This window comes from Pseudoponticoccus marisrubri, from assembly GCF_001482405.1.
Taxonomy (GTDB): domain Bacteria; phylum Pseudomonadota; class Alphaproteobacteria; order Rhodobacterales; family Rhodobacteraceae; genus Pseudoponticoccus; species Pseudoponticoccus marisrubri.
The window spans coordinates 45401-71191 of record NZ_LPXO01000005.1; the positions used below are offsets into that span (position 1 = coordinate 45401).

Here is a 25791-nt window from a genome sequence, read left to right on the forward strand (position 1 = left end):
GCACTCATATCTCAGGCCAAAGCAATGCACCGCCCAGAAAAACTGCATGTTGCGTGGCTTGTATTTGCTCATATCAGGCGGAAATGGTACACGATTTCCAACGCGGCGGATCGCGTGCCGCCCGGCACAGCGACACAGAACAGGCGACCCCATGACGGCTTCCCACCTTCCCCTGTCGATCAGTGTCGAGGCCGGCGACGAAGCCGAAAACGCCATCTTCACCCGTATCCGCCACGAGATCCTGGCCGGGAACCTGGCCGATAACGAGCGCCTCAAGGTCAGCGCGCTGGCCAGGCGCTACGGCGTGTCGACCAACCCGGTGCGCGAGGCGCTGCAACAGCTGCGCGGCGAAGGGCTGGTCTATTTCGTGCCGAACCAGGGCGCGCGGGTGCGCGCCATCGACACCGATTTCGTGCGCGATGTCAGCGAGGTCGGCCAGCAGCTCGAGCCCTATCTCGTCCGCGTCTTCGTCGAGACCGCCAGCCAGGAGGATATCGACCGGCTGGAGGTCATCCAGGACCGGATCGAGGCGCTGAACTTTGCCGACAAGCAGCAGCATGCCGATCTCGACCGGCAGTTCCACACCACGCTCTACGGCAATCACTACAACCGCGTCGCCTTCAAGCTGTGGCAGCAGCACCGGGAGATCCTCTGGGCCATCTCCACCCGCGTTCCGGTCGCCATCGGCCGGCGCGAGGCGATCTTCCGCGAGCACCGCAAGCTGATCGACTGCATCAAGCGACAGGACGTCGAGGCCACGGCCGAGACCCTGCACGCCCATTTGCGCGACGCCGGCCGCCACCTTGTCGACAGGCTGCGCATCGCGCAGCGCGGCACCGCAGGATAAGGACACCATGGACGGATCGCCGAAAACATGCTGCGCCAGCCGCGGGAGCTCTGGCACGTCTCTCGCCCCCGACGCGGTGCCGATCGCCGCCATGCCGTCGGAGTGGCGCGACAGCGTCCGGGTGCCCGGCGGCAAGGCGCTGGTCGGCACGGCCCATCCGATCATCGAGGGGGACGGGGAATCGCCGCTGCGCGAGCGTCGCGTGAAACCGCTGGACTGGGAGCGCGGCACCGTCACGGTCGCCGCCTTCCGCCGTTTCGTTGCGGCCACCGGCTATCGCACCGAGGCCGAGCGCTTCCGCTGGTCCTTCGTGTTCTTCTCGCACCTGCCCGAGACCGAGGGCCACACGCTGGGCATCGACGGGCTGGAATGGTGGCGCCGGGTCGAAGGGGCGCACTGGGCCAGGCCCGCCGGCCCGCATGGCGCGCCTGGGCAGGACGATCATCCGGTGGTGCACGTGTCCTGGCATGATGCCTCGGCCTATGCCCGCTGGGCCGGCGGGCGGCTGCCGAAAGAGCATGAATGGGAACATGCCGCGCGCGGTGGGCTTGGCGACGTGCCCTTTCCGTGGGGCGACAGGGCGCCGGACGACACCACGTTCCAGCCCTGCAATATCTGGCAGGGCAATTTCCCGCACCTGAACACCGGCGCCGACGGCTTTGCCGCCACCGCCCCCGCGATCAGCTTCGAGGCCAATGCCTACGGCCTCTACAACATGGTCGGCAATGTCTGGGAATGGACGGCCGACCCGTTCCGTGTCCGCACCCTGAAAAAGACCGCGCGGCAGCCGGCCTCGACCGAGCCGCGCCGCCTGCTCAAGGGCGGGTCCTTCCTGTGCCATGCCAGCTACTGCTTCCGCTACAGGATCGCCGCCCGCACCGGTAACACGCCGGATAGCTCCTCCTCCCATACCGGGTTCCGCGTCGTCTATCCGGTCTGAGGGGCGTGGCGCGGCTACCGGATCTGTCTGGTCACCCGAGTTCCAGCGTGGCCACGGCCTGCAACTGCGGCCCCGCCTTTGGCACGCGGCCCCGGACCATGCGGGCGGTCTCGAAGCCCTGTTCGAAGCCCGCGCCCTGCAGCATCTGCGCGAAGCTCTTGCCGGTCTCGGGGATGTCGATCGTGACCTCGGCCTGCTCCAGCGCCGCCGCGGCCTGTCGGGCCAGCAAGCTGGCCTCGGACGGCCCGGGCGCGATGATCGGGCCGATCTTGCAGCCCTGCTGACAGGCGCGCGCCGTGGCAAAGCCGGTGATGGTTGCCCCCTCGCGCAGGATCACGGTCTTGCGCGTGGGCCCGTTCGTCAGCCATGCCCGCAGGAAGCGCGGGCGGGTCACGCCATTCGCAACACGATCCAGCCGATCAAGCGCCGCAAGGTCCCCGGGCCCGGCCAGCGGCAGGGTCAGCGCTTCGGGCGCGAACCGGCCCGACAGCCGCTGCGTGCGCGACACGAGGTCAAAGCCCGAGCGGGCATAATTGGCCTGCTGCGCGGGCACGCCGTCGAGACCGATGCTCCTGTCACCGGCATGGGCCAGCGCATGCCGCCACAGCGCGAGGCCGATCCCGCGGCCCCGGAAGGCGGGCTGGCACAGGTACAGACCGAGGAAGGCGAAACTGTCGGAATGGTTGACGACCGAGATCGCGGCGACCGGGCTGCCGTCGATCTCGGCCACGAAGAACCCCTCGGGGTCGGCGGCGGGGAAGGCCCCGGCATCGTCGAGGCCCGGGTTCCACCCCTCCTCGGCGGCCCAGTCGAGCATCTGCGCCACCTCTGCCAGCGTGGCGGTGCGGAAATGCGCCCCGGTCATCGCTGCAACGCCTCGCGCAGCGAGGCCGGCGGCTGCGACACGTGGCGCAGGTCCAGCGAGGCGAGCAGGTCGAGAAGGTGGCTCTTCATCAGTTGCTCGGCCGCGTCACCATCCTTGCGCTCGAAGGCGTCCAGCAACGCGTGATGGGCCTGCGTCTCGCACAGCGCCGCGCGCCGCCGCCAGTAGAGCGCGATGATCAGGGAGGAGCGCGAGATCAACTCGGAGATGAAGCTCTCGATCGTGGTCTGATCCGCGATGCGCGCGATCTCGACATGGAAGCGGCCCGAGAGGAACAGCGCGCGGTCGTTCTCTCCGGCGTCGAGCGCGTCATGCTCCTGCCGGATATTGGCGCGCAGGATGTCGAGGCTGTCATCGGTCATGCGCAGGGCGGCCGAGCGGGCCGTGCGCGGCTCCAGCAGGGCGCGCGCCTCGAAGACTTCCCGTGCGTCCCGGATCGAGGGTTGCGCGACAAAGGCGCCGCGGTTGCGCCTTAGCTCGACCAGGTGGCGATGGGACAGGGCCAGCAAGGCGGCCCGCACGATCGTTCGGCTGATCCCGTAGGCGTCGCTCAGATCGTCCTCGCCCAGTTTCGTGCCGGGCGGCAGGCGATGTTCGAGGATGGCGCGCTCCAGGTCGGCCACCACCGTCTCGCGGGTCCAGGACTTGGCTGCGATCTCGTTCATGGACTCCGAATCGACTGGTTGTGGTGACAGCCCAGAATTAGCGAAAGCGCGGAAAGCAGGGCAAGCCCGCGCCGTGGCGCAGATATTCGCAACAGGATTGTATACGAAACTGTGTCGTTTCTTGGGCACATGTCGCGACCGCTGCGGAAAAACAGGGCAGTCCCGCGGGTCGACCCGCTGCCGGACGACAAAACGGCTGATACCGACCACGGGCCACCACAGTCTGATCCCAGCTGTCAGAGAGGGTCTCGATGCGGACGGGATACGATGTTGAGCTTGTGCATCTCACCAAGCGCTATGGCGACACGGTCGCCGTGCGCGATCTGAACCACGTCTTCGCGAAGGGGCATTACGTCTGCCTTCTGGGGCCGTCGGGCTGCGGGAAATCCTCGACCCTGCGGATGATCGCCGGGCATGAAGAGGTCAGCGACGGCTCGATCCTGCTGGACGGGCAGGACATCTCGGCCCTGCCCCCGGCGCAGCGCGGCACCGCGATGATGTTCCAGAACTACGCGCTGTTCCCGCATCTGTCGGTCCGCGACAACGTGGCGTTCTCGTTGCGCATGAAGGGCGTCGAGAAGACCGCCCGCCACGCCAAGGCCGACGAGCTGCTTTCGTTGGTGGACATGACGCACCTGGCCGACCGGTCCCCGGCGCAGCTGTCGGGTGGCCAGCAGCAGCGCGTGGCGCTGGCTCGCGCGCTGGTGACCGAGCCCAAGGTGCTGCTGCTGGACGAGCCGCTCTCGGCGCTGGACCCGTTCCTGCGGATCCGGATGCGCAGCGAGCTGAAGAAGCTGCAGCGCGAGCTGGGGATCACCTTCATCCATGTCACGCATGGGCAGGACGAGGCGCTGGCCCTGGCCGACGAGATCGTCGTGATGAATGACGCCGTGATCGAGCAGGCGGGCCCCGCGCGCGAGGTCTGGACACGCCCCCGGACCGAGTTCGTGGCCCGGTTCATCGGCGGACACAACGTGATCGCGCTGCCCGACGGCAAGGCCACGCTGCGGGCCGACGCGGTGACGCTGGGCACCGAGGGCATGCCGGCCACCGTCACGGCGGTGGAGTACCAGGGCGCCTCGGTCGCGCTGACCGCCCGGACCGAGACCGGCGAGGACGTGCTTGCCCTGCTGCCCGAAGGGGAGTTCTTCGCCTCCCCCAAATCCCCCGGCGAGGCCGTCCGGCTGAGCTGGACCGAAGGGCGGATGCACCGCCTCGAAGCCTGAAGACCTGAAACGGCCCCTTTTCCCGATCCACAGAGAGGACAAAGACAATGGCAAAACCCAAGGTAGGCTACTCGCGTCGTTCGCTGCTCAAGGCCGGCGGTGCGGCGCTCGCGGCATCCACGCTGCCCGCACCGATGCTCTGGGCGCAGGAGACCAAGGACATCGTGCTGCGCCAGTTCGGCACCGGCGTGTCGAACCTCAACGACGTCGCCAACAAGGTGAAAGAGGATCTGGGCTTCACGCTCGAGATGACCGCGCTGGATTCCGACAGCGTCACGCAGCGCGCGGCGACCCAGCCCGACAGTTTCGACATCGCCGATATCGAGTACTGGATCTGCAAGAAGGTCTGGCCGACGGGCAACCTGCAGGCGATGGATGTCAGCCGGATCGCCAATTACGACAAGATCGTCGGCATCTTCAAATCCGGCAAGCTGACGCCCGACTCCGAGATCGCGCAGGGCACGGCCCCGCACACGGTGGGCTTCATCCCCGAGCCGGGGGCGCGCAGCTTTGCCGACAGCGAGACCAACTGGATGACGCTGATCCCGACGATCTACAACGCCGACACGCTGGGCATCCGCCCCGACCTGATCGGCCGCCCGATCGAGTCCTGGGCCGAGCTGCTGAACCCCGAGTTCCAGGGCAAGGCCTCGATCCTCGACATCTCGTCGATCGGCATCATGGACATGGCCATGGTCTGCGAGGCGATGGGCGAGATCCAGTATGGCGACAAGGGCAACATGACCCGCGACGAGATCGACGCGACCATGGCGATCTTCACCGAGGCCAAGCGCAACGGCCAGTTCCGCGCCTTCTGGAAGACCTTCGACGAGAGCGTGAACCTGATGGCGAGCGGCGAGGTGGTGATCCAGTCGATGTGGTCGCCCGCCATCACCGCGGTCAAGTCGCGCGGCATTCCCTGCGTCTACCAGCCGCTGAAGGAAGGTTATCGCTCCTGGGGCGGCGGGATCGGGCTGTCCAACGCGCTGTCGGGCATGGAGCTGGATGCGGCCTATGACTACATCAACTGGTACCTGTCGGGCTGGGTCGGCGGCTACCTGATGCGCCAGGGCTACTACTCGGCCGTGCCCGAGACCTCGAAGGACTTCATGACCGAGAACGAGTGGGGCTACTGGTTCGAGGGCAAGGCCGCCACCGACATTATCACCTCGCCCACCGGCGACAAGCTGGCCGAGGCCGGCGAGATCCGCGACGGCGGCTCCTTCGAGGAGCGCATGGGCGCGGTGGCCTGCTGGAACGCGGTGATGGACGAGAACCAGTACATGGTCCGCAAGTGGAACGAGTTCATCGCGGCCTGAGCCGGGCACGCGCCGGGTTTCGCCGCCCTTCGGGCGCCGATCCGCGGGGGGCGCTGCCCCCCGCACCCCCCGGGAGTATTTTCGGAAAGATGAAAGGGGGACGCAGCATGGCGATCCGGGCCTTTGCCAACAGGCATGTCGCGGGATGGGTTCAGGCGGCGCCCCTGGCGGCGGTGCTGCTTGGGTTCCTGATCGCGCCCATCGCAATGATCGTCGTGGTCAGTTTCTGGGGCGCGACCGAATTCTCGATCTACCCCGCCTTCCAGTTCGACAATTACGAGTTCCTCTTCGGCTCGCCGGTCACCTACCGGGTGTTCCTGGCCACCTTCAAATACGCGCTCATCACCTGGGCGTTGACGCTGACCATCGGGTTCACGGTGGCCTATTTCCTGGCCTTCCACGTGCGCAGCCTGACCATGCAGGTCGCGCTGTTCCTGCTCTGCACGATCCCGTTCTGGACCTCGAACATCATCCGCATGATCTCGTGGATCCCGTTTCTCGGCCGCAACGGCATCGCCAACCAGACGCTGATCTCGTGGGGCGTGATCGACGAGCCGCTGGAATGGCTGCTCTACTCGGATTTCGCGGTGATCCTGGCCTTTGTGCATCTCTACACGCTCTTCATGGTCGTGCCGATCTTCAACACGATGATGCGGATCGACAGATCCCTGCTCGAGGCGGCCCGCGATGCCGGTGCTAGCGGGTTCCAGACGCTGGTCCATGTGGTCATTCCGCTGACCAAGCCGGGGATCATGATCGGCACGATCTTCGTCGTGACGCTGGTGATGGGCGATTTCATCACCGTGCGCTTCATGTCGGGCTCGCAGCGGGCCAATGTCGGGCGGCTGATCTCAAACGATATCGCGCTGCTGCAATACCCCTCGGCCGCGGCCACCGCCGTGGTGCTGCTCTGCACCGTGCTGATCGTGATCGCGATTCTTCTTCGTTTCGTCAACATCCGCAGGGAGCTTTGACATGGACCGCCGCCCCCGGAGTTTCTACGTTCTTGCCGCCGTTTTCGGCCTGTTCGTCCTGTTCCTTTACGGGCCCATCCTGACCATCGGCATCCTGAGCTTCCAGGGGCCGCAGGGCGGGCTGACCTTCCCGATGAACGGCGTGTCGCTCTACTGGTTCCGCGACCTGTTCGAGCAGCAGGCGGTGGGCGACATCTGGGGCGCGTTCCGGCGCAGCTTCGCGCTGGGGCTGATGGTCATGGTCAGCACTGTGGTGATCTCGGTCATGGCGGGGCTGGCCTTCCGCAAGCGCTTTCGCGGCTCGGGCCTTCTGTTCTACGCGGCCATCACCTCGCTGGTGATCCCGTCGATTCTGATTTCGCTCGGCGTGGGGCTGATCTTCAATCAGCTGGGGCTGAAGATCCACTGGGCGACCTCGGGCTTCGGGTCGCAGCTGACATGGACGCTGCCTTTCGGCCTGCTGATCATGTTCGCGGTCTTCAACCGCTTCGACAAGAGCTATGAAGAGGCCGCCCGCGACCAGGGCGCCAGCGCGTGGCAGACCATCCGCCATGTCGTGCTGCCGATCATCGCGCCGTCACTGATCGGGGTGGCGCTGTTCGGCTTCACGCTCAGCTATGACGAGTTCGCGCGCACGCTGCTGACGGCGGGCAGTTACAACACCTTGCCGCTGGAGATTTTCGGCATGACGACGAATGTCACGACGCCGGTGATCTACGCGCTGGGGACGCTGACCACGCTGTTTTCGCTGTCGATCATCGCGGCCTTCCTGCTGGGAGCCTGGATCATGGGCAAGCGCCGGGCACGGCTGGGGTCGGATGCGGGGAAAGGCGTGTGACACTCGCCTATATCAACCCCAATTCGAGCGCCTGCATGACCGAGGGGATCGTCGCGACGGCGCGCGCGACCCTGCCCGGTGTCGAGATCATCGGGTTGACCAACGCCACGGCGCCGCCGGCCATCCAGGGCCGCGAGGATGGCGATGCGGCCATCCCCGGGCTGCTGGACCTGTTGCCCGTGGCCCGGGCGCAGGGGGCGCGGGCCATCGTGATCGCCTGTTTCGACGATACCGGCCTGGCCGAGGCGCGGGCAGAGGCCGGCTGCCCCGTGCTCGGGATCGGACAGGCGAGCTTTGTCATGGCGCAGCTGCTGGGGCTGCGCTTCTCGGTGATCACCTCGCTGCCGGTCTCGATACCGGTGATCGAGGACAATATCCGCCAGCAGGGGTTTGACGGGGTCTGCGCCTCGGTCCGGGCCAGCGGGCTGCCGGTGCTGACCATCGACGAAGGCGGCGCGGCGGTGATCGACCGCATCGCGGAAGAGATCGCCGCCGCGGCGCGCGAGGACGCGGCGGCCTGTGCCATCCTCGGATGCGCCGGCATGGCGCATCTGGAACCGGCGCTGTCGGCCCGGGCCGGGATCCCCCTGATCGAAGGCGTCGCCGCCTCGGCCCGGCTCTGCACCGCTGTCGCGCACGGCTAGACCCGGCGGCTTGTCAGCCCCGCGCTGCGCGGTCGAGCACGCGCAGGCGGCTGTCCCATTCGCCCCGGTCGACATAGCAGCCATGCAGGTGCCGGAACCCGGTCGACGGGTCGAAGGCCTGTCTGCCGTGCAGCACCCGGCGGTTGTCGAAGACCACCATCTCTCCGCCCGACAGTTTCAGGGCGATGCCATAGGCGGGATCGCGCGTCATCTCCATCAGCTGCCGATAGGCGCGGTAGAACGGTGTCATCTGCGCAGGCGCGAGGTCGAGGATATCGGCCAGATGCGCATTGAAGCAGATCTCGGAGACGCGGCCGCGGCTGTCCAGCGCGATGACCGTCTTGCGCGAGCGGATATCCGTCACGCTGTCATGGAACCGGAAAGGCACCGTGACGGTCGACAGCACCTCGAAAGCCTGCGGGTCGCGCGCGCGCAGATCCTCGGCCACGGCTAGCCCGTCGCAGAAGGTGGAGCCGCCGCCCTCGGCCTCGTTGGCGAGACAATGCAGGAACTGGTAGCCGGGCGGCAGTTCCTGGTTGGTCAGGTCCGTATGCAGCGGCAGCGCGTCCGATGTATAGGCGAGGTTGTTGGGATCGGGCTTCGAGACGACCTCGAAGGTCAGGCCGAAATTCGTCTCTCGCAGGTGGCCGACACGCCGGGCGACCTCCAGCCCCGCCTCGGTGCTGTCACGCAGCCCGGTCACGATCGACAGGCCGAAGCGCTTGGTGTCCTGCAGCCAGGCCCCCAGCGCCGCGTCCGAGCCGGTGATGCTGTCCGCATCGTGCCGCGGCACGCCTTCCCCGCCAAGCGCGGCGCGCCAAGCGACGGGCGCGAGATCGGCGGCATCGGGACGCGGCTGTCCGGGGCGATGCGCCTTGATCCAGTCGAGGTCGAACCGGCTGGGCACCGACCCGGCGTCCCAGGTGACGACCAGCGCCTCGGGCGTCAGCTCCGTGGCATTGGGCGTGATGTCGAGCGGCACCTGCGTGAGGTCAAAGACCCGCTCGCCGGTCTGCGGGTGGAACCCCGCGGGGTCGGTGTCGCGCAGCCAGATATAGGGAAATTCGCCGACGGTTCCGTCGGGCCAACGGATCTCGACCCCGTCGGCCCCGGCATTGAGGCTCGGTTGCATATGTGTCTCCGGTCAGTGTGTCGGGATAGGGCGTGGCAGATCAGCCGCGCCGGGGCGGCGGCCACCACGCGTGGGCCTTCGCATGCGGATGGCCCGGACATCTTCCCAAGACGGTGCACATGTCTTCCGGTCTTTCGCTTCGTCGCGGTCCATGGAACACCGAACCGCCCGGCGAGGCAAGCAGAAGGCGCAGGCGGTCGGGCTTTGCCTCGCCGTCACCGCGCGGTCGGCCCTGTCACCGTTCCGCGTCTGCCCTTGCGCCGCCTGTCGCCGCGCCCTGATCCCCGGGCAAGGCAGGCGGCGCCAGCGGGTCCTCGGTGATGTCCCCGTCGATCTCGGGCAGGTCCAGCACCGCGTGGAAGCGCTGCAGCAGCGCCATCGTGCGCGGCGACATCTCGTCCAGCGCGCCGGGCACGAAGCGCACCACCGCGGCGGCCAGGCGGCGCTCCTCGGCCGTGGTCAGCAGCGCCGGCAGGGTCGCGATGGCCTGCTCGGGCTCGTAGCTGGCGATCAGGGTCTGCTCATGGATGATCATCGCGCGCCGTTCGGCACCCAGCGAGCGGAACGGCGCGTCCTGCGTCAGCACCCGGCTGGAGCGTTCCAGCCGGTCGCGGCGCACATTGCCGCGGTTCTCGGCCAGCAGGATCAGCATGCGGATCACCGCCTCGACAAAGCCGCCCCGGTCGATGTTGAACAGCGCCTGAGCCACTTCCGGCAGGGCGCGCAATTCCTCGGTGGACTTGAGCGTGCGGCGCGCCTCGAACGGGCGGCCGAAGGCGCGCATCCACGGGTTGGACCAGATCCCGAAGAAGGTCAGCTCAGTCGCCATGTCGCGCATGTCGCGCCACATGTCGATGCCTTGCTCGATCCCCTGCACCCACAGCGCCTCGGCGGCGAGAAACGGGTTGTCCGGCGCGGCCTTGGCGCGTGTCTGCGCCACAGCCCGGGCGGCCCGGGCCACCGGCTGCATCAGCGGGTTGCGCGAGGCCATCACCGCGCGCGAGACACGCTGCGGATGCAGGGCGCGGCTCATCTCGGCCGTGGTCCCGGTGACGCTGGCCCGGATCGCGGGACGCAGCAGGCTGTCATAGATCTGCGCCTGCATCTCGGAGGCGCGGGCGACGGCGGCAAAGGGGCGCTCATCCGCGTCGCCGTCATCCAGCGCGCGGATATCGTCCAGCGTACGTTCGGTGAACCCCACCGTGAAGCTGGTCCGGCCGTCGCGTTCGGTGATGTCCTCGATCGTCATCTCGTAGAGGCCCGGGGCCAGCGCCTCGATCGTCTTGAGGGTCGAGGCGACCTCGGTATGCTCGCGCCGGGCGATCTGCGAGGACACGAAGATCCCAAGGTGGCCGACCTTTTCATGCACCATGTAGACGATCCGCTGGCCGCGGATGCGGATCTCGGTCACGTCGGCATAGGTCTCGGTGATCCAGTTCAGCGCCTGCTGCGGCGGGGTGATGTTGTCGCCCCGGCTGGCAAAGACGATGATCGGCGCCCGGATGGCCTTGAGATCAACCGGCCGCCCGCGCTCGATCCGGGCCTCGTTCCGGACCACCCGGTTGCCGACGAAGAGTTGCTCGACGATCCAGCGGATCTCGGGTTCGTTCAGCAGGAAGAACCCGCCCCACCAGCGCTCGAACTCGAGGAAACCCGCCTCGGCATGGTCGGCATCGCGGTAAAGGTCGGCATATTTGCGGAACAGGGTGCGCGACGGGTTCAGCAGCTCGAAATTCTGCACCAGGTGCGCGCCGTCGAACAACCCGCCGCCCAGATCGGACAGCAGCATGGGGATCCATGTGCCGCCCGTGATGCCGGCCGTGTAGCGCATCGGGGTGTCGCCCACCGTGCCCGACCAGGTGGAAACAGGTGCACCGTTGATGACTACCGGCCCGGTCAGGTCGGGATTCGTCGCCGCCAGCAGCAGCGTCGCCCAACCGCCCTGGCAATTGCCGGTCACCACGGGCTTGGCCGCGTCGGGGTGGCGGCGCATGACCTCGCGCACGAAGGCGGCCTCGGAGCGGGTGACATGGGACAGGCGCTGGCCCGGCGCCGGTACGCGCCGGAAGGCCACGAAATAGACCGGGTGGCCGTCACGCAGCGCCACGCCGACCTGGCTGTCAGGCTTGAAGCCGCCGATGCCCGGCCCGTGGCCCGCCCGCGGATCGATGATGATGTAGGGGCGCTTCCAGTCATGCACCTCGACCCCCTCAGGGGGCACGATGCGCAGCAGCACGTAGTTCGAGGAAAAGGGCAGATCGGCACCGTCCATCACCAGTTCGTAGTCGTAGATCAGCACCGGGGGACAGCCTGCCGCCTCATGCGCAAGGAACTGGTCACCACGCTTGCGCAGAATGTCGAGCGCGAGGATCGTACGCTCGCCCGCATCGCGCAGATAGTCCGCCCAGTCTCCGGCCAGCCGGCCGGCGCCTTGCGCATCGCGCAACTGCTCGGCCAAAGCCCCCGTCGCGGCAAGCGTGGCCTGCGCGCGGGTCGAATGGCTGTCCAGCATCCGCTGACCGTGGCGGCCGGCGGCGCGGGCCTGGATCCGGCCGGTGGCCGCGCCGGCCTCCAGCTCGGCCATCCCCTCGGTCAAGGCCTCGCCCAGCCGGGCCAGCGCGTCGCTTTCCATGTGCGGGATGACGGGTTGCCGCCGGGGATCGGTGAAATCGTAGAGGTTTGCCATGGGGGTCCCTTCAGGCAGTGATCGAGAAGCCGCCATCGATGTCGTGGATGCCGCCGGTCAGGTTGCGGGCGGCCGGCGAGGCAAGGAAGGCCGCCATTGCACCCACATCCTCGATCGTCGCCAGCTGGTGCGTGGGCGCACGTTCGGCGGCCCGGGTCAGCAGCTCGTCGAAATGGTCGATGCCGGAGGCCGCGCGCGTGGCCAGCGGCCCTGGCGAGAGCGCATGCACCCGGATCCCCGCCTCGCCCAGCTCGGCCGCGGCATAGCGCACGCTGCTTTCCAGCGCCGCCTTGACAGGGCCCATCAGGTTGTAGTGCTGCACGACACGGGACGAGCCGAAGAAGGACACTGACAGGCAGGTGCCGCCCTCGGTCATCAGCGGCTCGGCCGCCCGGATCATGCGCAGGAAGGAATGGACCGAGATGTCCATCGCGCGGGCGAACCCCTCGGCCGAGCAATCGACGACCCGCCCGTGCAGATCGTCGCGCGGCGCGAAGGCGATGGAATGCAGCACCGTGTCGAGCCGCCCCCAGCGATCGTCCAGCGTGTGGAACAGGGCCTCCATCTGGCCGGGCCGCGTGACGTCGAGCGGCGCGATGATCTTCGCGCCCAGCTGTTCGGCCAGCGGGCGCACATGGGGCTCTGCCCGGTCATTCAGATAGGTGACGGCAAGCTCGGCCCCCATCGCGTGGAAGGCTTTCGCACAGCCCCACGCGATCGAGTGCGCGTTGGCGATACCGACGACAAGGATCCGGGATCCGGACAGCGAGAACATGACAAGCTCCTGAAGCGTTCACGTCCCCATACGCCGATCGCTTGACGGGCATGTGACGATCGGCGCGCCGTCCTGATCGCCGGTCGCGGAAGCGGCCGTCAGCCGGCGCCGAACCCCGCCAGCATCGCGGCTTCGTCGATCTCGACCAGCGCGCATCGGCCCGAGGCCAGCGCCTGCCCCACTGCTCCGCGCAGCTCCTCTCCGGTGCGGGCCTGCCAAGCCGGGATGCCGTAGGCGCCGGCCAGCGCCTGGAAATCCGGCGTGGCGAGGCTGACCCCCTCCGGCGTCACGTCGGCGGCGACCATCGCATCGCGGATCTCGCCGTAGCAGGCATTGTTCCAGACAAGGATGACGACCGGCGCGCCGCTGCCGACCAGCGTGGCCAGTTCGCCCAGCGTGAAATGCAGCCCGCCATCGCCCACGAGGCAGAGGGTCGGCCCGCCCCGTCCCAGCGCCGCGCCGATGGAGGCCGGAAGCGCGTAGCCCAGCGTGCCGAACCCGGTGGCCGAGTTGAACCACAACCCCGGCGCCGCCGCGGCATAGCCGAGGTTGCCGGCATAGACCGGATGGGTCGAGTCCCCGACGATCGGCACGTCCGGGGCGATATCGCGCAACAGGTCGAGCACCTGCAGCCCGGCGCGCATCCGCGCGTCCAGCCCTTCCAGCGCCGCTGCGCGCGCCATCCCGGCCCGGGCCGCGCCACCCGTTGCCGCGCGGGGCGTCACCCCGGAAAGCAGTTCGCCCACGACGACCCGTGCGTCCCCGGCAAGGGCGATGTCGGGGCTGGCATTGGTCACCATCTGCACCGGGTCGATCTCGACCCGGATCAGCGGCCGGGGCAGTGCGGGCATGCCGGTCTCGTACATGTCGTAATCGGTGGGCCCGATCTCGGTGCCGATGGCCAGCGCGGCATCGCTTTGCTCCATCAGCGCCCGCACGGCCCCGAGCGAGGGGCTGTACGACACCGCCAGCGGGTGATCCCCCGGCAGGATGCCGCGGGCATTCGTGGTCATGATGACCGGCGCGTCCAGACGCTCGGCCAGCGCGCGCAGGTCCGCCGCGGCCCGGCGGGCGCCGCCGCCACACAGGAGGACCGGACGTTGGGCCGCGGCCAGCGCGTCGCGCGCCACCGCCATCTGCGCCGGGGCGGGGACCGTCGCGGCTTCGGTGGCAATGGAGGCGGGCAGATCGTCCGGCGCTACCTCCTCCCAGAGATCGAGCGGGATCTCGATATGGACGGGGCGGGGGCGGGCGCTGTCAAAGACAGCAAAGGCCCGGGCCAGCACCCCGGGCAGATCGGCAAGGCTGTGCAGCGTGTGGCTGAAGGCCGAGACCTGCGCCATCACCGCGCGCTGGTCGGCAAGCTCGTGCAGATGCCCCTGCCCCAGCCCCATGTGCCGGCGGTGATTGACCGAGGAGATGACCAGCATCGGGATCGAATCCGAGTAGGCCTGCGCCATGGGCGTCGCGATATTGGTCACGCCCGGCCCGGTGATGACGAAGCACACGCCGGGCCGTCCGGTCTGGCGGGCATAGCCGTCGGCCATGAACCCGGCCCCCTGCTCGTGGCGCGGCGTGACATGCCGCAGCCCGCTTTCGGCCAGCCCCTCGTAGAGCGGGATCGTGTGCACGCCCGGGATGCCGAACACCGTGTCGATGCCGTGGGCTTCGAGAAGGGCGTGGATCCAAGGGCCAACCCGGCGATGCGTCTGTTCTGTCATGGTCTGCTCCTCAGTCGGCCGCGTGCAGGGCGCGGGATTGGCAGAAGGCGGTGATGCGCCGGCCCGCCTCGGCCAGCACCGTCTCGTTCAGGGTGAAGGACAGGCGCACATGTCCGGCAGCGCTTGCCCCGAAGGCGGTCGCGTCGAGCACGGAGACCCCGGTCTCGCGCAGCAGGGCCCAGGCGAACTCCCGTGCCGACAGCCCGGTCCCGCGAATGTCCAGCATCAGGAACATGCCCGCCTCCGGCGACAGGGCCGACACGCCGGGCGCCCCGGACAGGCTGGCCAGCAGCGCGTCACGCCGTGCAGCGTAGAGGCCGCGCGCCTCGGCGGCAATCGCCGCTGACTGCTCCAAGGCCACCACCGCGGCTTGCTGGACGAAGCCGGGCAGCCCGTAGAGCATGCAGAGCGACAGGTTCGCCGCATGCGCAATCGCGGCCTCGGGCCCGACGATCCAGCCGCAGCGCCAGCCGGTCATGGCATGGCTCTTGGACAGGCTCGACACCGTGATCGTGCGCTCGACCATGCCGGGCAGCCCGGCCATCGCCACATGCGGCGTGCCGTAGGTCAGCTCGGCATAGACCTCGTCGCTGATGACCCAGAGGTCGTGATCGCGCGCCAGCGCGGCGATGGCCTCGGCCTCTTCAAGGTTCGTGACGGTGCCGGTGGGATTGTTGGGCGAGGTCAGCATCATGGCGCGCGTGCGCGGCGTGATGCGCGCGGCCATCGCCGCCGGATCGGGGCGAAAGCCGCCCCCCGCGCGGGGCGGCACCGGCACGGGCACGGCCCCCGCCGCCCGCACCGTCGCCTCGTAGGTGACATAGCAGGGATCGGGGATCAACACCTCGTCGCCCGGTCGCAGCAGCAGGAGCGCGGCGAAGAACAGCCCGTTCTGCGCGCCCGCGGTGACGCAGACGTTCTCGGGTCCGAAAGGCTGGCCGGTGCGGGCCGTCGTATGCTGCGCGATGGTCGCGCGCAACTCGGGCGTGCCCTGCACGGCGGTGTAATGCGTGTCACCCGACCGCAGCGCGGCCACGGCGCGTTCGGTGACAGGAGCGGGCGTGTCGAGATCGGGATCACCGACGCTGAGGACGATGATGTCCTCGCCCCGCGCCTGCGCGGCGAGCGCCTCGGCATGGATCGCCCAGGCCTCTGCGCCCTCCCCGGCGATCCGTTCGACAAGCGGTGAGTACTGCATCATCCATCCCCGTTCTTGAGCTGTCTTCGCATAGCTCTTGTTGAACAACTGTTCAACACCGTGCATCCGCTCTTGTGGTCATGCCGTCACGCGCCGTGTAAGGCTCTGGCAGATGAGCGAAGACATTCGGACCGATCCGTCCCGCAAGACCCCGCGCTACGCGCGCAAGACGGCCGACCAGCGGCGCGAGGTGCTGTTGCAGGCAACGCTGCGCTGCATCGTGAGGCTGGGTGTCGAGAAGACCTCGATCCGTGCCATCGCCGAGGAGGCCGACGTGTCGGTCGGGCTGGTCAACCACCATTTCGGCAGCAAGGAGGCGCTGGTCGCCGCCGCCTACCGCCACATCGCCGACACCTTGCTGCACGAGATCGAGGCCCGCGTCGCTGACACCGGCGGCAGCGCCCGCGACCGGCTGTCAGCCTTCATCCGGGCCTCCTTCTCGCCCGTGGTGCTGGACCGGTCGCTGTTCCGGGCCTGGCTGGCCTTCTGGACCCTGCAGGCGCAGGCGCCCGAAATCTCCGCCGTCCACAAGGAGCGCTACGGCGCCTATCGCAAGGTGCTCGAGGAGCTGATCGCCGAGTTCCAGCAAGAGACCGGCGTGGCCACGCTCAGCCCGCGCATGGCGGCGATCGGGCTGTCCGGCCTGCTTGACGGGCTGTGGCTGGAATGGTGCCTGGAGCCCGAGACCTTCAGCCCGGAAGAGGGGATCACCCTGTCCGAGACATGGCTGCGCACCGTGGTGGAGGCCCGCCCGGCCGGGTGAAGGTTCGGTGAGGACGCGATCCCCCTGCCCTGCCGCGTGGCGACAACGCAACCCGCGGTCTCATGTGCGTCAAAGGGCAAGTCTGGCCGGGCGTGCAGGTGGCGGCGCCACTTGCACGCCCGGCGATGGTGTCGATGACGGGCACCAGGCCTCATGCCCGTTCAGCGTTTCGCGCCGACATGGCGCGCCAGCTCCACCGGCGCATCCAGCCCGGCATGGGCCTCGGCATATTGCGTCAGCGTGCGCTCGACCCCGGCCTCGGGCGGGCAGGCCCGGCGGGTCGTCAGGTCGACATGCAGAAGCAGCGTCTCCATCGTCGCGGCCACCACCTCGCCGCGGCAGATCCGATGGAAGAGATGCATCTTCTTTCCCGCCCCCGCCACGACCTGCGTGGTGACGACCAGCGTCTCGCCCACCTTGACCTCGTCGTGGTAGCACAGGTGGTTCTCGACAGTGAAATAGGACTTGCCCGCCGCGATGTAGTCGGGTCCCGCACCGATCATCTCCATGAAGCGGTCGGTGGCCTGCGCCCCGATCTCGAGATAATGCGCCTCGTTCATGTGGCCGTTATAGTCGGCCCAGGTCTGGGGCACGGCCCGCCGCACCGTCTCGACCAGCGCGGCCTGCGGAATACCCTCGGCCTGGCCGAGGCTGCGCTCATGCTCGGCGATGACGCCACCCGCGCCAGCGCCGGTCTTGCGCAGCGCCCGCAGGATGCCCACGAGGTTGTCGTCGCGCAGGCGCTCCAGCTCGCGGATCGACATGTGGCCGGACTGCGCATCGGACTGGCCGGCGATCAGGTCGACCAGTTCGGGCGTGAACTCCGGCACGTCCATCAACTTGGTCCAGGGCCATTCCAGCGCGGGGCCGAACTGCTCCATGAAATGCCGCATCCCCGCCTCGCCCCCGGCGATGCGGTAGGTCTCGAAGATCCCCATCTGCGCCCATCTCAGGCCGAACCCCATGCGGATCGCGTCGTCGATCTCTTCTGTCGTGGCGATACCGTCGGTCAGCAGCCAGAGACATTCGCGCCAGACCGCCTCGAGCAGGCGATCGGCGATATGCGCGTCGATCTCTCGCCGCAGCGTCAGGGGCCGCATGCCGATCCCGCGCAGCAGGGTGTCGGCCCGGGCGCAGGACTCGGCCTCGCCCGCAAGCTCCACCAGCGGCAGCAGGTAGACCGGATTGAACGGGTGCGCGACGATCACCCGCGCCCCCTGCGCCGCCAGGTCGGACGGCTTGAACCCCGAGGTCGAGGACCCGATGACCGCGTGGTCTGGCGCCGCGGCGTCGATCTCGGCCAGCACGCGGTGCTTGAGGTCGAGCCGCTCGGGCACGCTTTCCTGCACCCAATCGGCCCCGGCCACCGCATCGGCCAAGGTATCGTGGAAGCTCAGCGCGCCCTCGGGCGGCAGCGCGCGGTCGTAGAGCGCCGGCAGCGCGCGGCGCGCCCCGGCCAGCACCTCGTCGATCTTGCGCCGTGCCTCGGGATGAGGGTCGAAGACCGCCACGTCCCAGCCGTTGAGCAGGAACCGCGCCGCCCAGCCGCCGCCGATCACCCCGCCGCCGATGATTGCCGCCTTGTGCGTCATTTCGGTGCCCTCTTCGTCAGGCCCAGCTTTTCGCGCACCGCGTCGGGGCCGACCACGCGGGCCCCCATCCGCTCGACGATGCCCACGGCCTTCTCGACCAGTTGCGCATTGGTGGCCAGCACGCCCTTTTCCAGCATCAGGTTGTCCTCGAGCCCCACGCGCACATGGCCGCCCGCTAGCACCGCCGCCGCGACATAGGCCATCTGGTCGCGCCCCAGGCTGAAGGCGGACCAGGTCCAGTCCTGCGGGATCGCGTTGACCATCGCGAGATAGGTGTTGAGATCGTTGGGCGCGCCCCACGGCACGCCCATGCAGAGCTGCACCAGCGCCGGGCTGTCCAGAACGCCCTCCTTCGCCAGTTCCTTGGCGAACCAGAGATGGCCGGTATCGAAGGCCTCGATCTCGGGCTTCACGCCCAGCTTTGTCATCATGCCGCCCATGGCGCGCAGCATGCCGGGCGTGTTGGTCATGACGTAATCGGCCTCGGCAAAGTTCATCGTGCCGCAGTCCAGCGTGCAGATCTCGGGCAGGCAGTCGGCGATATGGGCCATCCGCTCGGTCGCGCCGGCCATGTCGGTGCCGGCCGCATCCACCGGCAGCGGCGCCTCGACACCCCCGAAGGTGATGTCGCCGCCCATCCCGGCAGTGAGGTTCAGCACGACATCCGTCTCGGCGTCGCGGATGCGCTCGGTCACCTCGCGGAACAGGGCCGGATCGCGCGAGGGCGCGCCGGTCTTGGGGTCGCGCACGTGGCAATGCACGATGGCGGCCCCGGCGCGAGCGGCCTCGATCGCGCTGGCCGCGATGGCTGCGGGGCTGCGCGGCACGTGCGGGCTGCGGTCCTGCGTGCCCCCCGAGCCGGTCACGGCGCAGGTGATGAAGACCTCTCGGTTCATGGTCAGCGGCATGTCGTGTTCCTCCTGCTACCGGCCCTTCCAGACCGGGTCACGTTTCTCGGCAAAGGCGCGGGCGCCTTCCTTCTGGTCCTCGGAGCGGTAGAGCGTCTCGACCGTCTCGAACTGGCTGCGCGTGATGCGGTTCATCGCGTCCTGGAACTTCATGTCCTCGGCCTCGCGCACGATCTCCTTGATCGCGGCAAAGACGAGCGGCGGCCCCGAGGCCAGATGATCGGCCAGCGCGCGCGCCTCGTCCAGCAGCCTGTCGGCGGGCAGCAGGCGGTTGACCATGCCCCAGCGGGCCGCCTCCTCGGCGTCGATCCAGCGGCCGGTGAACAGCATCTCCATCGCGATGTGATAGGGGATCCGCTTGGGCAGCTTGACCGAGGCCGCATCGGCCACGGTGCCGGAGCGGATCTCGGGCAGCGCGAATTGCGCGTGATCGGCGGCCAGGATGATATCGGCCGACAGCATCAGCTCCAGCCCGCCGCCGCAGGCGATGCCGTTCACCGCCGCGATCACCGGCTTGTTGAGCGCGCGCATCTCCTGCAGCCCGCCAAAGCCGCCCTTGCCGTAATCGCCATCCACCGCGTCGCCGCCGGCCGCCGCCTTGAGATCCCAGCCGGGGCAGAAGAATTTCTGCCCCGCCCCGGTGATGATCGCCACGCGCAGCTCGGGATCGTCGCGGAACCCGGTAAACACCTCGCCCATGATGCGGCTGGTCTGCAGGTCGATCGCGTTGGCCTTGGGCCGGTCGAGCGTCACCTCGAGCACGTGGCCCCGCCGCTCGGTGCGTATCGGGTTCTCGGTCATGTCGTCTCTCCCATGCGGATGAGTATGTCGGCGGCCACGGCGTGTCGCGGGCCGCAGAGCAGCGGGTTGATCTCGATCTCGGCCAGCGCGCCGTGATTGGCGGTGACAAAGGATTGCACGGCCATCACCGCGTCCAGCACCGGTTCCCGGGCCGCCGGCGCCGCGCCGCGCCAACCATCGAGCACCGGCGCGATGCGCAGGCCCGCCAGCGCCGCCTCCACAGCCTCGCGGCTGGCCGGCACAAGCAGCGAGACACGGTCGCGTAGCAATTCGGTCAGGGTCCCGCCGGCCGCCAGCGTCAGCACGTAGCCATGCGCCGGGTCGAGCACGACGCCCACCAGCAACTCGGCAACGGCCCCCGTGACCATTTCTTCGACGAGAGAAGCATCGGTCGGCATGGCGCAGGCCGCCGCGCGCACCGCATCGGCCTCCCGCAGGTCGAGCCGGACCGCGCCCGCCTCGGTCTTGTGGGCGATGCCCTCGCCCTTCAGCACGACCGGAAAGCCGATCTCCCGCGCCGCGGCGACCGCCTGTTCGGCGCCGGTGACGCGGCGGGCATGCGGCACGCGCAGCCCCTGCCCCGCCAGCAGGTCTTTGCCCTCGGCCTCGGTCAGCGTCACGGGGCGTGCTGGCACGCGCGGCGGCAGCACCGGCGCCTCGGTCACGGGGGCGCCGCACCGGGCGGCCGCGGCGATGGCGGCCAGCCCCTCGTCCAGCCCGCAGAGCGGCACCAGACCGCGTTCCGCGATGGAAAGCGCGGTCGCTTCCTCCATCGTGTCCGTCAGGCTGGAGAGCAGCGCAAGCGGCTTGCCGGTACGGGCGCGGGCCTCGGCGGCCGCGTCGATCACCACGTCCCACTCGGTAGCGGCGCAGCGGTCGCTGCGCGGGAAGTCCAGCACCACTGCCCCCATGGCGATCCCGGGCGTCAGCATCGCCGCGAAGGTCCGGGCCATCGCGTCCCGGTCGCCCCAGATATAGGTGTTGTAATCCAGCGGGTTGGCCAGCGCCACACTGGGGCCGAGCGCGGCACGCAGCGCGGCCTTCTGCGCCGCGCACAGCTTGGGAAAGCTCAGCCCGTGGGCCTGCGCCGTGTCGGCCACGAGGCTGGCCTCTCCGCCCGAGCAGGACATGGACGCGATCCGGGTCGCGGGCAGCGGGCCGGTGAAATGCAGGATCTTGAGCGTCTCGATCAGCTCCGACAGCCCGTCGACCCGCGCGATCCCCAGCCGGTCGAACAGCGCATCCGCCCCCGCCGCACTGCCGGCCAGCGAGGCGGTATGCGACAGGGTCGCCGCCTGCGCGCCGTCCGACCGGCCGACCTTGAGCGCGACGATCGGTTTGCCCGCCGCATGGGCCGCCCGGGCCAGCGCCTCGAGCCCGGCGGGATCGTCGATCCCCTCCACGTGCAGCCCCAGCGCGGTGACCCGGTCATCCTCCAGCAGCGCGGCACCGATCCCGGCCAGGTCCATCTGCGCCTGGTTGCCGGCCGTGACCATGTAGGCCAGGGGCAGCGCGCGGCGCTGCATCGTCAGGTTGATCGCGATATTGGACGATTGCGTCACGATGGCGACGCCACGAGCGGTCCGCGTCCCGCCGTGATGGTCCGGCCAGAGCGCCGCGCCGTCCAGCAGGTTCAGCAGCCCGTAGCAGTTCGGCCCGAGGATCGGCATCGCGCCCGCCGCGTCGACCAGCTGGTCCTGCAGACCGGCGGCGCCCTCGATCTCGGCCGCGGCCTCGGAAAAACCCGAAGCAAAGCAGACCGCGCCTCCCGCCCCCGCCGCCGAAAGCGCGCGCACGACCTCGACCGTGGCGTTGCGGTTCACGCCCACGAAGGCGGCATCCGGCACCCCCGGCAGATCCTCGACCGAGGCGAAGGCAGGCACCTCCGCCACGCTGTCGCGCCGCGGATGCACCGGCCAGAGATCCCCCGCAAAGCCGATGCGCCGGCATTCGCGGATCACGTTCGCGCACCAGGTGCCGCCCCCCACGACGGCGACCGAGCGCGGCCTGAGCAGTCGGGACAGATCGCGCATGGCTCAGGCCCCGAGCGGGCGGAACAGTTCCCGGCTGATGATGTGGCGCTGCACCTCGCTGGTGCCGTCCCAGATCCGTTCGACCCGCGCGTCGCGCCAGAACCGCTCGATCGGGAAATCGTCCATCAGCCCCATGCCGCCATAGATCTGCAGCGTCGTGTCAGTCACCTTGGCCAGCATCTCGGTGGCGTAAACCTTGGCCGAGGCGATCTCGCGGTTGGCTGGCAGGCCGCGGTCGAGGCGCCAGGCGCCGGCCAGGGTCAGGAAATCCGCCGCGTCGATCTCGGTGATCATGTCGGCCACCTGGAAGCTCACGCCCTGGAATTTTGCGATCGGCTGACCGAACTGCTTGCGCTCGGCGGCATAGCTCAGCGCGTAGTCGAAACAGCGCCGCGCCCTGCCCACGCTCATCGCCGCGACGGTGAGGCGCGTGGCGTAGAGCCATTCATTCATCACCGCGAAACCGCCATCCACCTCGCCCAGCACGGCCGCGTCGGGCAGGCGGCAGTCGTCGAAGGACAGGATGAGGTTGCGGTAGCCGCGGTGACTGACCGAGTTGTAGCCGTCGCGCACCTCGAACCCGGGGTGGCCGCGATCCACGAGGAAACAGGTGATCCGCTTCTTCGGGCCCTTGGGGGTGTCATCCACGCCTGTCGCGACGAAGACGATGAAGAAATCCGCGTGCTCGGCGCCCGAGATGAAATGCTTGGTGCCGTTGATCACCCAGTCGCCGCCATCCCGCACCGCCTGGCATTTCATGCCCCGCACATCCGACCCGGCATCCGGTTCGGTCATCGCCAGCGCGTCCATCCGCTCGCCCCGGACGGCGGGCAGCAGGTAGCGCTCGCGCTGCGCGCCCTCGCAGGCCATCAGGATGTTCTGCGGCCGGCCGAAGAAATGCGTCAGCGCCATGGAGCCGCGTCCGAGTTCGCGCTCGACAAGGGTGAAGTCCATGTGGCTCAACCCGGCGCCGCCGACCTCTTCGGGAAAGTTGCAGGCGTAGAAGCCCAGCTCCAGCGTCTTGCGCTTGATCTCGGCCGCAAGCTCGGCCGGGACCTCGCCCGTGCGCTCGACCAGGGTCTCGTGGGGATGGATCTCCTTCTCGACGAAACTGCGCACCGTCGAGACGATCATCTCCTGTTCTTCCGTCAGTCCGAAATCCATCGCGCGTTCCCCTGTCTCAGTATCCGCGCCAAGCATGCGCGGGCTTGACGCGCCACACTGTGCAGCAATAGCTGGCCTTCATGCAGGATTCGACGAAACCGACATGCCGGATCGGCGTGCTGCTGTTCGAGAGCTTCTCGAACCATTGCCTTGCCAACGCGGTCGAGCCGCTGCGCGCGGCCAACACGCTGGATGCGGCCGAGCGGTTCCGGTGGCACTTCACGACGCTGGGTGGCGGGCCGGTGCACTCCTCCTCCGGGCTGCCCGTCCAGCCCTCGGCCGCCTTCGGCCATGAAGGCGGGGGCGATTACCTGTTCATCCTGCCAAGCTACGGCTTCCGCGATCACGACACCCCTGCCCTGCGCCGGGCGCTGCGCGCCGCCGCGCGGCGCTACCGGACCCTGGTGGGGCTGGATACGGGATCATGGCTCATGGCCTCGGCCGGTCTGCTGGACGGGCGCCCGGCCACGATCCACTGGGACGAGTTCCCCGGCTTTGCCGAGACCTTTCCCGCTCTCGATGCCCGCCCCGCCCGGATCGTGCTGGATGGCGACCGGATCACCTGCGGTGGGGCGACCGCGGCGTTCGAGCTGGTCTCGGGCCTCGTCCGGCGCCATTTCGGCGCGGCTCTCGCCATGCATGTCGGCGCGCTCTTCCTGCACGGCGAATGGCCCGCGGGCGGCGCCCCTGCCCTCGCCGCCGGCCGGCGCGGCCGCATCGACCGCGCCTCGGCGATCATGCGCCAGCATATCGAGACGCCGCTGCCCATTCCCGAGGTCGCGCGCCGCGCCGGCCTGTCGCAGCGTGTCCTGACACAGGAATTCCGCACCCACATGCAGATGACCCCGAGCGCGGCCTACCGCCACCTGCGCCTCGAAGCCGCCCGCCGGTTCCTCGATGCCGGAGAGATGGGCGTCGCCGAGATCGCGGGCCGCTGCGGATGGACCGACCAAGCCGCCTTCGCCCGCGCCTTCCGCCAGGCATTCGGCCTATCCCCGACCGACTGGCGCAGAGTTGCGCGGGCCTGAGTGCGGTGGTGCACCCAGGTAAGAAGCAATCGAGAACGGTCGCGGCGGCGCATGATGGCCGCCGTGCCTCTCCGAAGCGTGCCGGCTGCACGGGCCTCGCGAACAATCGGCATGCAGGAGTTCCGTGCCACATTGCACGGACAGTCGGCCGCTCCAAGCGCCGAAGACGAGTTCAACACGCAATACGGCCTTGATCTCTCGGGGTCGGGACGACTACCAGTGGAGACGAGCCGTTCATTCGAGCAGTGTTGTACGGCCCTGTGGCTCAACTGGATAGAGCAGTCCCCTCCTAAGGGACAGGTTGCAGGTTCGAATCCTGCCAGGGTCGCCACTCCCACAATTTTACAAGTATGTAATTCGATGCGTGCCTTCGCTCGAAGTGGAGGCGTGTCGGGCATCCCGGCAGGTCAAACGCCCGGAGCCACGTCCGTCCGAGCTTGTCGGCGATACGCCGGTCTTGGCGGGTGCGCGTGCTTCCGGCGCCTGCCGGAAAGTCAATTCCGTACATGACTTGATCAAAGCCGTCGCTGTTTCGGCGACCTGATCTGCACCATTTTGACGCCCACGCCGCCTGCCGAGTCTTGAAGACCGAGGGCGGCGACGGATTTCGATGGAGAGATCAATGAGTACGACCCACTGGAAAGACTACACCCTGACGGGCGGAGATGCGGTTGCCGATGGCGGGCAGCCCGGCTGGTACACTCCCGCGCTGGACCGCAAAACCCTGAAGGGGTTGATGAAGCGTTCGGACAGGCCGGCGCTGGCGAATTACGGGCTCTGGATCGGGCTGATCATCGCCCTGGGTGCCGTGACCGTCGCGACCTGGGGCAGCGCCTGGGGCATCGTCTGGCTGCTGGTCTATTCCGCCGTGCATCAGAGCGCCACCGCGCGCCAGCACGAGCTGGGCCATGGCACGCCGTTCCGCACCCGCTGGATCAACGAGATGTTCTTCCACTTCAGCTCGTTCATCACCCTGTCCGAGGGCCACTACTACCGCTGGCGTCATGCCCGGCATCACACGCACACGATCATCGTCGGCAAGGATCCCGAGATCCAGTCGCCGCGCCCGCCCGAGATCGTCTCGCTGCTGATCAACCTCTTCAACCTGAAGACCGTGGTGCTGACGGCGCGCGACTTCCTGCGCCGCGCCGCCGGCGACCTGGGCCAGGGGCGTCATTTCATCCCGGAGGGCGAACAGCCCAAGGTGATCCGCGCCGCGCGCATCTATCTCGGGCTGATCGCGCTGATCGTCGCGGCCTGTTTCGTGACCGGATCGCTGCTGCCGCTGCTGCTGACCATCGGGCCGCGGGTGATCGGCGCGCCGCTCTACGCGCTGCTGCATTTCACACAGCACGCAGGGCTGGATGAGGACGTGCATGACCACCGGCTCAACAGCCGTACGATCTACATGAACCCAGTTCTGCGCTTCCTCTATGCCAACATGAATTACCACGTCGAACACCACATCTTTCCGATGGTGCCCTATTACCGGCTGCCGGAGCTGCACGCCCTGATCAAGGACCAGTGCCCCGAGCCGAAACACGGGCTGGTCGATGCCTATCGCGACATCGTGCCGACCCTTCTGCGCCAGCTGAAAGACCCGTCCTACCACCTGCGTCCGGCGCTGCCCGCCGCGGCCGTGGCCGCCGAATGA

At 68.6% G+C, this 25791-nt stretch carries 22 protein-coding genes and 1 tRNA gene; 11 read left to right on the forward strand and 12 right to left on the reverse strand.

Annotated features, from left to right (window positions below; translation table 11 throughout):
- Positions 1-151: 151 nt before the first annotated feature.
- A complete protein-coding gene (locus tag AVJ23_RS09905; RefSeq protein WP_058862034.1) occupies positions 152-847 on the forward strand; it encodes a GntR family transcriptional regulator in 696 nt (231 codons plus the stop codon).
- A gap of 76 nt (positions 848-923) precedes the next feature.
- Complete coding sequence (locus AVJ23_RS09910; protein ID WP_240484591.1) at positions 924-1787, forward strand: formylglycine-generating enzyme family protein; 864 nt, start codon at positions 924-926, stop codon at positions 1785-1787.
- A 31-nt stretch (positions 1788-1818) separates the two neighbouring features.
- On the opposite strand, the gene AVJ23_RS09915 is transcribed toward AVJ23_RS09910, so the two are convergent.
- Together AVJ23_RS09915 and AVJ23_RS09920 are read right to left on the reverse strand one after the other, a co-directional pair.
- Positions 1819-2652, reverse strand: coding sequence for a GNAT family N-acetyltransferase (locus AVJ23_RS09915; protein ID WP_058862035.1), 834 nt, complete (start codon positions 2650-2652; stop codon positions 1819-1821).
- Positions 2649-3335 (reverse strand): GntR family transcriptional regulator, encoded by a 687-nt coding sequence (locus AVJ23_RS09920; protein WP_058862036.1) that lies wholly within the window; start codon positions 3333-3335, stop codon positions 2649-2651. The genes AVJ23_RS09915 and AVJ23_RS09920 overlap by 4 nt, the downstream gene beginning before the upstream one ends.
- A 251-nt stretch (positions 3336-3586) precedes the next feature.
- On the opposite strand from AVJ23_RS09920, the gene AVJ23_RS09925 reads away from it, so the two are divergent.
- The 5 genes from AVJ23_RS09925 (at position 3587) to AVJ23_RS09945 (ending at position 8336) form a co-directional block, all read left to right on the forward strand.
- Complete coding sequence (locus AVJ23_RS09925; protein WP_058862037.1) at positions 3587-4561, forward strand: ABC transporter ATP-binding protein; 975 nt, start codon at positions 3587-3589, stop codon at positions 4559-4561.
- Between the two features lie 47 nt (positions 4562-4608).
- Positions 4609-5880, forward strand: a complete 1272-nt coding sequence (locus AVJ23_RS09930; RefSeq protein WP_058862038.1) for an ABC transporter substrate-binding protein — start codon at positions 4609-4611, stop codon at positions 5878-5880.
- 107 nt (positions 5881-5987) lie between these two features.
- On the forward strand, positions 5988-6854 hold the full coding sequence (locus AVJ23_RS09935) for an ABC transporter permease (protein ID WP_058862039.1): 867 nt from the start codon (positions 5988-5990) through the stop codon (positions 6852-6854).
- Position 6855: 1 nt separating this feature from the next.
- Positions 6856-7692 (forward strand): ABC transporter permease, encoded by an 837-nt coding sequence (locus AVJ23_RS09940; RefSeq protein WP_058862040.1) that lies wholly within the window; start codon positions 6856-6858, stop codon positions 7690-7692.
- The gene (locus AVJ23_RS09945; RefSeq protein ID WP_058862041.1) at positions 7689-8336 is read left to right on the forward strand and encodes an aspartate/glutamate racemase family protein; all 648 of its coding nucleotides are present in this window, start codon (positions 7689-7691) and stop codon (positions 8334-8336) included. The genes AVJ23_RS09940 and AVJ23_RS09945 overlap by 4 nt, the downstream gene beginning before the upstream one ends.
- Positions 8337-8349: 13 nt before the next feature.
- On the opposite strand, the gene AVJ23_RS09950 is transcribed toward AVJ23_RS09945, so the two are convergent.
- The 5 genes from AVJ23_RS09950 to AVJ23_RS09970 form a co-directional block, all read right to left on the reverse strand.
- Positions 8350-9468, reverse strand: coding sequence for a TauD/TfdA family dioxygenase (locus AVJ23_RS09950; RefSeq protein WP_058862042.1), 1119 nt, complete (start codon positions 9466-9468; stop codon positions 8350-8352).
- A gap of 235 nt (positions 9469-9703) precedes the next feature.
- Positions 9704-12154, reverse strand: a complete 2451-nt coding sequence (locus AVJ23_RS09955; RefSeq protein WP_084794439.1) for a DUF3141 domain-containing protein — start codon at positions 12152-12154, stop codon at positions 9704-9706.
- Positions 12155-12164: 10 nt separating this feature from the next.
- Positions 12165-12929: an enoyl-ACP reductase FabI gene (gene fabI, locus AVJ23_RS09960; protein ID WP_058862043.1), complete on the reverse strand. Its 765-nt coding sequence runs from the start codon at positions 12927-12929 to the stop codon at positions 12165-12167.
- Positions 12930-13027: 98 nt separating this feature from the next.
- Complete coding sequence (locus AVJ23_RS09965; protein ID WP_058862044.1) at positions 13028-14650, reverse strand: 5-guanidino-2-oxopentanoate decarboxylase; 1623 nt, start codon at positions 14648-14650, stop codon at positions 13028-13030.
- A gap of 10 nt (positions 14651-14660) precedes the next feature.
- The gene (locus tag AVJ23_RS09970; protein WP_058862253.1) at positions 14661-15848 is read right to left on the reverse strand and encodes a pyridoxal phosphate-dependent aminotransferase; all 1188 of its coding nucleotides are present in this window, start codon (positions 15846-15848) and stop codon (positions 14661-14663) included.
- A gap of 112 nt (positions 15849-15960) precedes the next feature.
- Here AVJ23_RS09970 and betI point away from each other — a divergent pair, with 112 nt between their 5' ends.
- Positions 15961-16611 (forward strand): transcriptional regulator BetI, encoded by a 651-nt coding sequence (gene betI, locus AVJ23_RS09975; protein WP_058862045.1) that lies wholly within the window; start codon positions 15961-15963, stop codon positions 16609-16611.
- A 161-nt stretch (positions 16612-16772) separates the two neighbouring features.
- Here the strand turns inward: betI and AVJ23_RS09980 are convergent, their stop codons facing one another.
- The 5 genes from AVJ23_RS09980 to AVJ23_RS10000 are packed head-to-tail and all read right to left on the reverse strand — an operon-like array spanning position 16773 to position 23109.
- Positions 16773-18203: a carnitine 3-dehydrogenase gene (locus AVJ23_RS09980; protein ID WP_058862046.1), complete on the reverse strand. Its 1431-nt coding sequence runs from the start codon at positions 18201-18203 to the stop codon at positions 16773-16775.
- Positions 18200-19111: a 3-dehydrocarnitine:acetyl-CoA trimethylamine transferase BcoG gene (bcoG, locus tag AVJ23_RS09985; RefSeq protein WP_058862047.1), complete on the reverse strand. Its 912-nt coding sequence runs from the start codon at positions 19109-19111 to the stop codon at positions 18200-18202. The genes AVJ23_RS09980 and bcoG overlap by 4 nt, the downstream gene beginning before the upstream one ends.
- 15 nt (positions 19112-19126) lie before the next feature.
- Entirely contained in the window at positions 19127-19912 is a 786-nt protein-coding gene (locus AVJ23_RS09990) for a carnitinyl-CoA dehydratase (protein WP_058862048.1), read from the reverse strand.
- Positions 19909-21945, reverse strand: coding sequence for an acetate--CoA ligase family protein (locus tag AVJ23_RS09995; protein WP_058862049.1), 2037 nt, complete (start codon positions 21943-21945; stop codon positions 19909-19911). Before AVJ23_RS09995 ends, AVJ23_RS09990 begins: the two co-directional genes overlap by 4 nt.
- A 3-nt stretch (positions 21946-21948) precedes the next feature.
- Positions 21949-23109: an acyl-CoA dehydrogenase family protein gene (locus AVJ23_RS10000; protein WP_058862050.1), complete on the reverse strand. Its 1161-nt coding sequence runs from the start codon at positions 23107-23109 to the stop codon at positions 21949-21951.
- Positions 23110-23189: 80 nt separating this feature from the next.
- On the opposite strand from AVJ23_RS10000, the gene AVJ23_RS10005 reads away from it, so the two are divergent.
- The 3 genes from AVJ23_RS10005 (at position 23190) to AVJ23_RS10015 (ending at position 25791) form a co-directional block, all read left to right on the forward strand.
- On the forward strand, positions 23190-24137 hold the full coding sequence (locus AVJ23_RS10005; RefSeq protein ID WP_084794440.1) for a GlxA family transcriptional regulator: 948 nt from the start codon (positions 23190-23192) through the stop codon (positions 24135-24137).
- Between the two features lie 254 nt (positions 24138-24391).
- Positions 24392-24468: transfer RNA gene (locus AVJ23_RS10010), tRNA-Arg, on the forward strand.
- A 291-nt stretch (positions 24469-24759) separates the two neighbouring features.
- A complete protein-coding gene (locus tag AVJ23_RS10015) occupies positions 24760-25791 on the forward strand; it encodes a fatty acid desaturase (RefSeq protein WP_058862052.1) in 1032 nt (343 codons plus the stop codon).

Bases quoted from the DNA above. Each gene is read 5' to 3' on its own strand.
- AVJ23_RS09905 (WP_058862034.1), top strand. From the start codon at position 152: ATGACGGCTTCCCACCTTCCCCTGTCGATCAGTGTCGAGGCCGGCGAC.
- AVJ23_RS09915 (WP_058862035.1), bottom strand. From the start codon at position 2,652: ATGACCGGGGCGCATTTCCGCACCGCCACGCTGGCAGAGGTGGCGCAG.
- AVJ23_RS09920 (WP_058862036.1), bottom strand. From the start codon at position 3,335: ATGAACGAGATCGCAGCCAAGTCCTGGACCCGCGAGACGGTGGTGGCC.
- AVJ23_RS09925 (WP_058862037.1), top strand. From the start codon at position 3,587: ATGCGGACGGGATACGATGTTGAGCTTGTGCATCTCACCAAGCGCTAT.
- AVJ23_RS09930 (WP_058862038.1), top strand. From the start codon at position 4,609: ATGGCAAAACCCAAGGTAGGCTACTCGCGTCGTTCGCTGCTCAAGGCC.
- AVJ23_RS09935 (WP_058862039.1), top strand. From the start codon at position 5,988: ATGGCGATCCGGGCCTTTGCCAACAGGCATGTCGCGGGATGGGTTCAG.
- AVJ23_RS09940 (WP_058862040.1), top strand. From the start codon at position 6,856: ATGGACCGCCGCCCCCGGAGTTTCTACGTTCTTGCCGCCGTTTTCGGC.
- AVJ23_RS09950 (WP_058862042.1), bottom strand. From the start codon at position 9,468: ATGCAACCGAGCCTCAATGCCGGGGCCGACGGGGTCGAGATCCGTTGG.
- AVJ23_RS09955 (WP_084794439.1), bottom strand. From the start codon at position 12,154: ATGGCAAACCTCTACGATTTCACCGATCCCCGGCGGCAACCCGTCATC.
- fabI (WP_058862043.1), bottom strand. From the start codon at position 12,929: ATGTTCTCGCTGTCCGGATCCCGGATCCTTGTCGTCGGTATCGCCAAC.
- AVJ23_RS09965 (WP_058862044.1), bottom strand. From the start codon at position 14,650: ATGACAGAACAGACGCATCGCCGGGTTGGCCCTTGGATCCACGCCCTT.
- AVJ23_RS09970 (WP_058862253.1), bottom strand. From the start codon at position 15,848: ATGCAGTACTCACCGCTTGTCGAACGGATCGCCGGGGAGGGCGCAGAG.
- betI (WP_058862045.1), top strand. From the start codon at position 15,961: ATGAGCGAAGACATTCGGACCGATCCGTCCCGCAAGACCCCGCGCTAC.
- AVJ23_RS09980 (WP_058862046.1), bottom strand. From the start codon at position 18,203: ATGACGCACAAGGCGGCAATCATCGGCGGCGGGGTGATCGGCGGCGGC.
- bcoG (WP_058862047.1), bottom strand. From the start codon at position 19,111: ATGCCGCTGACCATGAACCGAGAGGTCTTCATCACCTGCGCCGTGACC.
- AVJ23_RS09990 (WP_058862048.1), bottom strand. From the start codon at position 19,912: ATGACCGAGAACCCGATACGCACCGAGCGGCGGGGCCACGTGCTCGAG.
- AVJ23_RS09995 (WP_058862049.1), bottom strand. From the start codon at position 21,945: ATGCGCGATCTGTCCCGACTGCTCAGGCCGCGCTCGGTCGCCGTCGTG.
- AVJ23_RS10000 (WP_058862050.1), bottom strand. From the start codon at position 23,109: ATGGATTTCGGACTGACGGAAGAACAGGAGATGATCGTCTCGACGGTG.
- AVJ23_RS10005 (WP_084794440.1), top strand. From the start codon at position 23,190: ATGCAGGATTCGACGAAACCGACATGCCGGATCGGCGTGCTGCTGTTC.
- AVJ23_RS10015 (WP_058862052.1), top strand. From the start codon at position 24,760: ATGAGTACGACCCACTGGAAAGACTACACCCTGACGGGCGGAGATGCG.